We start from the raw sequence: 9,396 nt of genomic DNA on the forward strand, positions 1-9,396 counted from the left end.
GTAGCTCCGGTTGGGTACGGGGGCGCCGTTGTGCAGCTGCCGCGCCGAGCCTGGCCATGGCACGATCACGTGGGATCGGCGCAAGGTCGCAGCGCCCCTCGGCGGGCAAAACGGAAAGCTGATTATATCTCGACTTCCGTATGAACGGATATATGACATGCTTGGTTATGCTTGCTGCTTTGCAGCGTGCCAGGCCTGAACCCATGGAAACCCCTCGCGATCCCGAATTCCTGCCCCACGATGGCCCCCTGCGTGAGGACGTGCGCCGTCTGGGCGCCCTGGTGGGCCAGATGCTGGCCGAACAGCAGGGCAAGTCCTTCTTCGACCAGGTCGAGAGCGTCCGCACGGCGGCGATCAGCCGGCGGCGCAGCGGGCAGGGCGTGGAGGTGCTGGGAAAGCTGCTGACCGGCCTGCCGGCCACGCAGGCCGAGGCGCTGGCCCGGGCCTTCGCTACCTACTTCCAGGCCGTGAACACCGCCGAGCGCGTGCACCGGATCCGCCGCCGCCGCGATTACCAGCGCGAGGGCGGCGCGCCCCAGCCGGAGTCGCTGGCCGCGGTGCTGGGCCAGTTGAAGGCGCAGGGTGTGTCGCTCGATGAACTCATGGCGTTGCTGGCCAAAGTGGATATCGAGCCGGTATTCACAGCTCATCCGACCGAGGCCGTGCGCCGATCATTGCTGGAAAAGGAGCAGGAGATCATCCGCGCCCTGGTGGACGAATTCGATCCCACCCGCACGCCGCAGGAGCGCCGCGACGACGATGCCCGCATCCTCATGGCACTTTCCGCGGGGTGGCAGACGGCCGAGGCATCGCCGGTGCGCCCGAGCGTGCAGGATGAATTCGACCACGTCGGTTTCTACCTGGCGCAACCGATCTACCGGGTGCTGCCTTCGCTTTACGAGGCGATGGTCCAGGCGCTGGCAGAAACCTACGGCAACGATGCCACCGTGCCGCGCCTGCTCCGCTTCGCCACCTGGGTCGGTGGCGACATGGACGGCAACCCGAATGTCGGGGCCGATACCATCGAGGCTTCGCTAAGCGCACAACGCACGCATGTGCTGGAGCGTTATATCCAGGATATCGGTGCGCTGGCGAGGCTGCTCAGCCAGACCGATAGCCGGGTCGAGGTGGACGGCAAACTGGCGCGCCGGCTCGAGGCCTATCGCGAGAAACTCCCCGCCGCTGCCGCGGCGATCCGGCCCCGCCACGCGAACATGCCCTACCGGTCGTTCCTGGCCCTGGTCCAGGCACGCCTGCAGGCAACACTGCACGGTGACGGCGAGGCCTATGAATCGCCGCAGGCCTTCGTCGACGACATCGACCTGATTGAGCACAGCCTGCTGGGGCACGGCGGCGCACACGCGGGCGCCTATGCCGTGCAGCGCGTGCTGTGGCGCGCGCGTACGTTTGGTTTCCATCTGGCGCGGCTGGATGTCCGGCAGGATTCCAGCGTGCACGACGAAGCGCTTTCCGCGTTGCTGGACGACGATGGGTTTGCCGGCTACGACGCGGGCAAGCGCGCGTCACTGCTGCGTCCGTACGCTTCGGGCGAGCGCAGTTTCGTCGCCGGCGAAGCCGACGATGCGGTCCGCTCGCTGCGGGCCGTGTTCGCCACGCTGGCCCAGGCGCGCGGACGCTACGGCGTGGACGCCACGGGGCTGTACATCATCAGCATGGCGCGCAGCGCCGCCGATGTGCTCGCGGTGTTGGCTTTGGCGCGCCTGGGCGGCATGCTCGAGGACGGCGGCGTGCCGCTTGACGTGGCGCCCCTGTTCGAGACCATCGACGACCTGGCCGCCGGCCCCGATACGCTTCGCGCATTGCTCGAAGACCCGGTCTACCGCGCCCATCTGGCCCGCCGCGGTGACCGCCAATGGGTGATGCTGGGCTATTCCGACAGCGGCAAGGATGGTGGCACGGTGGCATCGCGCTGGAGTCTGCAGCGTGCCCAGGTGGAGCTGCTGGAGGTGGCGAGGCAGGCAGGCATCGTCGTTTCCTTCTTCCATGGCCGTGGCGGTTCGGCGAGCCGTGGTGGTTCGCGCATCACCAATGCGCTGATGTCCTCCCCGCGTGGTTCGGTGGCTGGCGTATTGCGTGTGACCGAACAAGGCGAGGTGATCCATCGCAAGTACGGCGTGCGTGCGCTTGCCGTGCGCAACCTCGAGCAGACGGTGGGTGCGGTGTTGCTGGCGTCGCTACGCCCTCGTGACGCCGAATCGCGCGAAGACGCCTGGCGCGAGGTGATGGCCGATGTATCGGCACGCAGCCGTGCGGCCTATCGCGAATTTGTCGACACGCCGCGTTTCGTTGAATACTTCCGTTCCGCAACCCCGATCGACGTCATCGAACACATGACATTGGGGTCACGCCCGTCGCGCCGCCGCAGCATGAAGGGCGTGCAGGATCTGCGCGCCATCCCCTGGGTATTCGCCTGGACCCAGTGCCGGGCCGTTCTTACCGGCTGGTATGGGCTTGGCGCGGGCCTGGAAGCGGTGGCAGCCAGCAAGGGGGAAGAAACCCTGAAGCAGATGGCCGCCGACTGGCCGTTCTTCCGCAGCATGCTGGCTGACGTGGAGATGGTGCTGGCCAAGGCAGATCTCGACATTGCCGAGGCCTTCTCGAAATTATCCGGCGACCTGCACGACACCTTCTTCGGCATGATCCGCGGCGAATTCGAGCGAACGCTGCGCTGGGTGTTGAAATTGCGCGGTGCTTCGGGCTTGTTGCACGATGAGCCCAGGCTCGCGGTGTCCATCCGCTTGCGCAATCCGTATGTCGACCCGATGAGCGTGCTCCAGGTCGATTTGCTCCGGCGCTGGCGCCAGGCGGGATCGAAGGAAGACGACCTGCTTTCGGCGTTGGTCGCATGCGTCAATGGTGTGTCGCAAGGCCTGCAGAACACCGGTTGAAAAAAAGGCCGGCGTTGAACTCCGGCCTTTATCGACGTCCACCACACTCCCGGGATATCCCCCGGGACAACACGTCAGCCGCCAGCTTCGAGGACTTCCCACCGCGCGAACGCGGCGTCGAGCTCGGCCTGCAGCCGGGCGATTTCTTCGTTGGCCTTGACGATCGCGGCGCTGTCCTGCTTGAAGAATTCAGGCTCGTTCATCGCCCGCGTTCGCGAGGTGATTTCCGCCTCGAGCTGTTCGAGCCGTACAGGCAGCGCATCAAGTTCCCGTTGTTCCTTGAAGCTGAGCTTTTTCTTCGGAGCTTCCGGCACGGCGGGTACAGGCGCGCCCGGCGAAGGCGATACCCGGGTTGAGCTGGTGGATTTCATCGTCGCAGCCTGGTCGCGCTGGCGTATCCAATCGCTGTAACCGCCGACGTATTCACCCACGCGGCCCTCGCCTTCCAGCACAAGCGTGCTCGATACGACGTTGTCGATGAAGGCTCGGTCATGCGACACCAGCAGCAGGGTGCCCTGGTACTCGCCCAGGAGTTCCTCGAGCAGCTCGAGCGTCTCGACGTCCAGGTCGTTGGTGGGTTCGTCCATCACCAGCAGGTTGGAGGGCTGGGCGAAAAGCTTGGCCAGCAGCAGGCGGTTGCGCTCGCCACCCGACAGCCGCGTGATCGGTGCGCGGGCACGTTCGGGCGAGAAGAGGAAATCCTGCAGGTAGCCCATGATGTGTTTGCGCTGGCCATTGAGTTCGATGAACTCACGCCCCTCGGCAACATTATCCAGGGCGTTCAGTTCGTCGTTCAGCTGGCCGCGGTGCTGATCGAAGTAGGCCACCTGCAGGTTGGTGCCCAGGCTCACTTCGCCGGTCTGCGGTTTCAATTCACCAAGCATGATCTTCAGCAGGGTGCTCTTGCCCGCGCCGTTGGGGCCGACGATACCGATGCGGTCGCCACGCATGACGACGGTGGAGAAATCCTTAAGCAACAGGCGGCCACCATAGCCGTGGGTCACGCCTTCCACGTCCACCACCTTGCGGCCGGACGTTTGCGCGTTGGCCAGCGTCATGCGGGCATTGCCGCCAAGCTCGCGTCGCTCGGAACGCTCGTTGCGCAGCGCCTTGAGTGCGCGCACCCGGCCTTCGTTGCGCGTGCGGCGGGCTTTGATGCCCTGGCGGATCCACACTTCTTCCTGGGCCAGGCGCTTGTCGAACAGCGCGTTGGCCTGGGACTCAGCGTGCAGGCGTTCTTCGCGGCGGCGCAGGTAGTTGTCGTAGTCGCCGGGCCAGCTGGTGAGCCCGCCGCGATCGATTTCGACGATTCGCGTGGCCAATGCCCGCAGGAAGCTGCGGTCATGGGTGATGAAGATGATGCTGCCGGCGAAATTGCGCAGGAATTCCTCGAGCCAGGCAATGGCTTCGATGTCCAGGTGGTTGGTGGGTTCGTCCAGCAGCAGCAGGTCCGGGCCGCTGGCAAGGGCACGCCCCAACAACACGCGGCGCTTCATGCCGCCCGACAGCGAGCCGAAACTGGCGTCGCCAGGAAGGTCCAGGCGCTCGATCACCTGCTGCACGCGACGGTCCAGGTCCCAGCCATGCTGGGCCTCGATCTTTGTCTGCACCTCGCCCAGGCGTTCGAAGTCGCCCTCGGCCAGGAGGTGGTGATACTGCGCCAGCAATCGCCCCAGTTCGCCAAGGCCACTGGCCACCACGTCGAACACGGTGCCCTCGGTATCGTGAGGCACTTCCTGGGTCAGCCGTGCCACGCGGAGGCCGCCCTGCGGGCGTACCTCGCCATCATCGGCGCTGAGTTCGCCGGCGATGAGTTTGAGCAGGGTGGATTTGCCCGCGCCATTGCGCCCCACCACGCAGACGCGCTCGTTGGGCTCGATGACAAGGTCGATGCCGTTGAGCAGGAGGGGGCCGCCGACGGAGAAGTCGACTTTTTGAAGTTGGATAAGGGGCATCCGCCCATTGTAGCCAGTTGCGCGCCGGCCAGCCCGGGGGCCGATGGATCACGGGCAAAAAAAGCCGCCCACGAGGGGCGGCAAGGGTCTGGAGTTGGGCGCCGTGGCGGGAACCGCGGCGCCCTCTTTCTAGTTATCTGATCCCTTACAGCGAGAAGTCGTAACGCACGCCCAGCCGGACATAGCGCGGCGTCTGGAAGCTCAAGGGACGCAGATAGTTGATGTCACGCGCGCCGGAATCCGTCTCGCCGTACTCGTACACGCTCAACGTGCGCTGCTGGGTAAATACATTGAAGACATCCGCGGTGAAGGCCAGCTTGTTCCGGGCGAAGTCCGGCATGTACTGGGCGGAGAGGTCCAGGTTCCAGGTCCAGGGCAGCCGGCCACGCGAGCCACGGGGTGAAGGCTTGCCGTCGCAGTAGAAGTACGCCGCACCGTAGCCGATGACATCGTTGGGACCCAGGCCGAAGCAGTTCTTCGGGCGACCCGATGCCACGCTGAGGTTGCTGCTGAACAACCAGCGATCGGATGGCTGGAAATAGCCGAAGGCCTTGACCACGTGCGTACGGTCGTTGGGTAGCGGTCCGTTTGCGCCCACGGTGATTTCCGGGGAGTCCCAATCCTGCGTGACCGACGGGTCGAGCTGCCCGATGTCGGACTTCAGGAGCCCTTCGGAGTTGCCATAGCTGCGCGAGAAGATGTACTGCAGCTTGCCGTACCACTGATGGTTGAAGCGATGTTCAAGGTACGCGTCCAGGGCGTAATAGCGCCGCTTCAGATCTGGGAAGCCGAGCTCCTTCTTCGACAGGGTGATGTCCTGGTAGTCGCCCTTGCCGGTCATGTCGATGCGGAAGGTGTTGCCCTGCCCTGGATTGAAGATGAAGCAACGGTCGATATTGGCCTGGCTGAAGTCCACGCCGTTCGCCTCGGCATACCGGTCGAATGGCCGGGTGTCGCAGAAGTCGTCGATGGAGCTGCGCAGGTTGCGGAAGGTGGCCCGTGCGCCGAACGCCCAGTCGGCACCCAGTTGCTTGTCGAAGCCAAGGATGAATTCATCCTGGTAGTAGGACTTCAAATTGCGTGCCGCCACCTGCTTCGGGTCTGGCGTACGGCCGTCGGCGCCATTGGAGTAGCTGAGACTGGAGATTGGCGTTGCGCCGGTGGGAATGCCGGTGACTGGATCGATACCCGTGAACGTAAACCATTCCCGCTCATAGGTTGATGCCGACGCGCCGCGGATGGCGACGTTCGAGGGTACCGCCAGATGGTAGCGGCCGGCATTGGCGTACACCTTGAACGAGGAATCACCGAAGACGTCCCACGAAGCGCCCACGCGCGGTGCCAGCTGATGGCGCTGTTTTACGTAGACCTGGCCGTCGCCGTTGAAGTTCTTGAACTGCTCGTTGCGCAGGCCAAGGTACACCAGCCAGTTGTCCGAGACCTGCCAGCGGTCCTCGATGTACTGGGCTTCCTGGTTGGTGCGGGCACGGGCCTCGGTGATGAAGCGTCGGCGCAGGACGATATCGCTTCCATCGGCGGGAAGGTGCAGGTCCGGATAGCCCGCCAACAGGTTTTCGATGCTCTCGGGGCTCGAGGGAGGGGCCTGGTAACTCCAGTAGTTGTTGCCCTCGTAGCGCGAGCCGCTGAAGGAATCCAGGAACTGGTTATCCACGCCGGCCCGAAGCGTATGGTCGCCGACGGTGTACTGGAGGTCCGCGCGCCAGCTACGCGTTTTGTCATACGCGCCCGGGGCGCCCAGCGAGCTACCGACGACGCTGCAACCAGTCACGGGGTTCGCCGCGCTTCCGGGGCGCGAATCGGCGACGACCGGGCAGTCCATGCCCGTGGCGCTGGTGGTCGTATCGACGTGATTGCTCCGGCTGCGACCGGCCAGCACGTTGAGGGTGAGGTCGTCGGTGAGGTAGCCGGTGTATCGCGCGATATAGACATTGCCGCCGGGCGCGGAGCCCGCCAGGGCACTGTTTTTCAGATAGCGTTTGCCGCGGTAGGCGCCTTCGGTGGCGTTGGCGACGTCGTAGGAATAGACGCCGTAGGTTTCGTCGGCGTTATCGCCGATGGCGGTGAATTCGAGAATGTTGGAGTCGGTAATGTTCCAGTCCAGCTTCGTGAGCCATCGCGTGGCCTTGATCCTGGACTGTTCGAGCGTGCCCACGGAGGCACTTCTCGCCTCGCGCTGGTTTTCCTTCGTGATATCCACGGCACCGTAAAAGAACAGCTTGTCCTTCACCAGCGGGCCGCCGAGGTAGGCGGCGTACTCGTACGATGAATCCTTGTTCCGGCTGCGATCCTGGAAAAGTTTTCCATCACGGTAGACATTTCGCGGCGAATCGGCGAGCGGGCGCGGGTTCCAGAACATCTGCGCGCCACCCTTCCAGGTATTGCCGCCGCGCTGGGTGACGATATCGACCACGCCGCCGGTGGAGCGGCCGTATTCCGCACCATAGCCACCGGTGTAGACCTGCTGCTGGTCGATGGCGTTGAAGGGCAGCCCGATCGAGCCGATCCCGGTGAGGGCATTGGTCACCGAAAAACCGTTGATGTAGTACTGGTTTTCCGCGGCTGAGGCGCCGCCGAACGAGGCGACATTGCCGTAGCGGGAGTCGGACTGCACCGTACCCGGTGCCAGTAGCGCCGCGGCGGTCGTGTTGCGTGCCAGAGGCAGCTTGCGTAGCTGCTCGGCGGTGACCACCGTGCGTGAGTCGGTGGAAGAGACATCGATGGCGGGAAGCGCATTGGCGCTAACGGAAACACCAGCCAGCGATGTGGTGGCCGCGACGAAGCTGACGTCGGTTCCCGCGCCCAGGTTCACGCTTACGTTATCGCGAGAGTGCGTCGTGGCGCCGTTGCGCTTGAGGTCGACGCGATAGCGGCCCACTGGCAGCGACGGCGCGCGGTAGCGGCCTTCGGTGTCGGTGGAGATCTCGCGGACCAGGCCGGTGTCCAGGTTCTCCACGCGGAGGGTATCGCCGGCCGTGGCGCGACCGAAGATCACCCCCGAGGCGTTGGACTGCGCGAAGGCTGGTGTGGCGACTGCGCAGGCGAGGGCTGTGGCCAACAGGCGTCGGCGGATTGGTTGGTGCGGTAGCGTCATGCTGATGGAACTCCCCAAGGCAACGGAAAGGCCCGGATCTCGCGGAACGTTCCGGCGGCTGATGGGGATGTCGAAGGGCACGTGGCTGAAGGCCATGCAGGCCATGCGCGTGCGAAACCCGACATCCATATCAGGTCGCCGGACTTCGCGGTCCGGTTCGTGCCGCGAAACGGCGGCTGCGGATGAAACTACCGAGCGGTATACGCCGGTGTCAATGCGTTACGCCCCGATGCATGACATGCAGCGCCAATTTGAGACGGTTACGTAGGTTCCGTGGTGTGCCTTTTGATCGTATCCAACGAAAAAGGCCGCCCCGGAGGGCGGCCTTATCCTTGACAGGTTACTGAACGCTTACTTGCGCTTGGCACCCAGGCCGGCCGCTTCGCGGATTTCGTCGGCCTTGTCCGTCTTCTCCCACGAGAACGCGGTGAAGGTGTTGCCGTGGGCATCCTTCATCTCGTACGGCGTGCGGCCGAAGTGGCCGTTCGACGCGGTGGGCTGGTAGATCGGGTGTACCAGGTCGAGCATCTTGATGATGCCGTACGGGCGAAGATCAAAGTGCTTGCGGATGATCTTCTCGATCTTGTCATCGGCGATCTTGCCGGTGCCGAAGGTGGTGACCGAAATGGACGTCGGCTCGGCCACGCCGATGGCGTAGGACACCTGGATCTCGCAGCGATCGGCAAGGCCGGCAGCCACGATGTTCTTGGCCACGTAGCGTGCGGCGTAGGCGGCCGAACGATCCACCTTGGACGGATCCTTGCCCGAGAACGCACCGCCGCCGTGGCGGGCCCAGCCGCCGTAGGTGTCGACGATGATCTTGCGGCCGGTCAGGCCGCAGTCGCCCACCGGACCACCGATGACGAATTTGCCGGTCGGGTTGATGTGGAACTTGGTGCCCTTGTGCAGGAGCTTGGACGGCAGCACGGGCTTGAGGATCAGCTCGCGCACGCCTTCGATAAGATCCTTCTGCTTCACACCCGGATCGTGCTGCGTGGACAGCACCACCGCGTCGATGGCCACGGCCTTGCCGTCTTCGTAGCGCAGGGTGACCTGGCTCTTGGCGTCCGGACGCAGCCAGGGCAGGGGAGAGTTCTTCTTCTTGCGCACCTTGGTCTGTTGTTCGACCAGGCGGTGGGCATAGTGGATCGCCGCCGGCATGTATTCGGCGGTTTCGCTGGTGGCGTAGCCGAACATCAGGCCCTGGTCGCCGGCGCCCTGTTCCTCGGGCTTCTTGCGATCCACGCCCTGGTTGATATCAGGTGACTGCTTGCCGATGAGGTTGAGCACGCCGCAGGTCTCGCCGTCGAAACCGACTTCCGAGCTGTTGTAGCCGATGTCCAGGATCACCTTGCGCGTAAGCGCTTCCAGGTCGATCCAGGCGCTGGTGGTGATCTCGCCGGCGACGATGGCCACGCCT

The 9,396-nt window shown here is 64.5% G+C and carries 4 protein-coding genes and 1 riboswitch; of the genes, 1 reads left to right on the top strand and 3 read right to left on the bottom strand.

The features are described 5' to 3' along the window. Positions 1-13 precede the first annotated feature (13 nt). Positions 14-106: riboswitch (S-adenosyl-L-homocysteine riboswitch) on the bottom strand. 97 nt (positions 107-203) lie between these two features. Beyond that, positions 204-2,909: a phosphoenolpyruvate carboxylase gene (gene ppc, locus VGM61_RS07485; protein WP_331522132.1), complete on the top strand. Its 2,706-nt coding sequence runs from the start codon at positions 204-206 to the stop codon at positions 2,907-2,909. Between the two features lie 74 nt (positions 2,910-2,983). Here the strand turns inward: ppc and VGM61_RS07490 are convergent, their stop codons facing one another. The 3 genes from VGM61_RS07490 to metK form a co-directional block, all read right to left on the bottom strand. Next, positions 2,984-4,864, bottom strand: a complete 1,881-nt coding sequence (locus VGM61_RS07490; RefSeq protein ID WP_331522134.1) for an ATP-binding cassette domain-containing protein — start codon at positions 4,862-4,864, stop codon at positions 2,984-2,986. 145 nt (positions 4,865-5,009) lie between these two features. Then, a complete protein-coding gene (locus VGM61_RS07495) occupies positions 5,010-8,105 on the bottom strand; it encodes a TonB-dependent receptor (RefSeq protein ID WP_331522135.1) in 3,096 nt (1,031 codons plus the stop codon). Between the two features lie 222 nt (positions 8,106-8,327). Continuing rightward, positions 8,328-9,396 (bottom strand): methionine adenosyltransferase (gene metK / locus VGM61_RS07500; RefSeq protein ID WP_331522136.1); only part of this gene is annotated, 1,069 nt, incomplete at its 5' end.

Origin of the sequence: Pinirhizobacter sp. (assembly GCF_036499745.1) — a bacterium.
Taxonomy (GTDB): Bacteria; Pseudomonadota; Gammaproteobacteria; order Xanthomonadales; family Rhodanobacteraceae; genus Pinirhizobacter.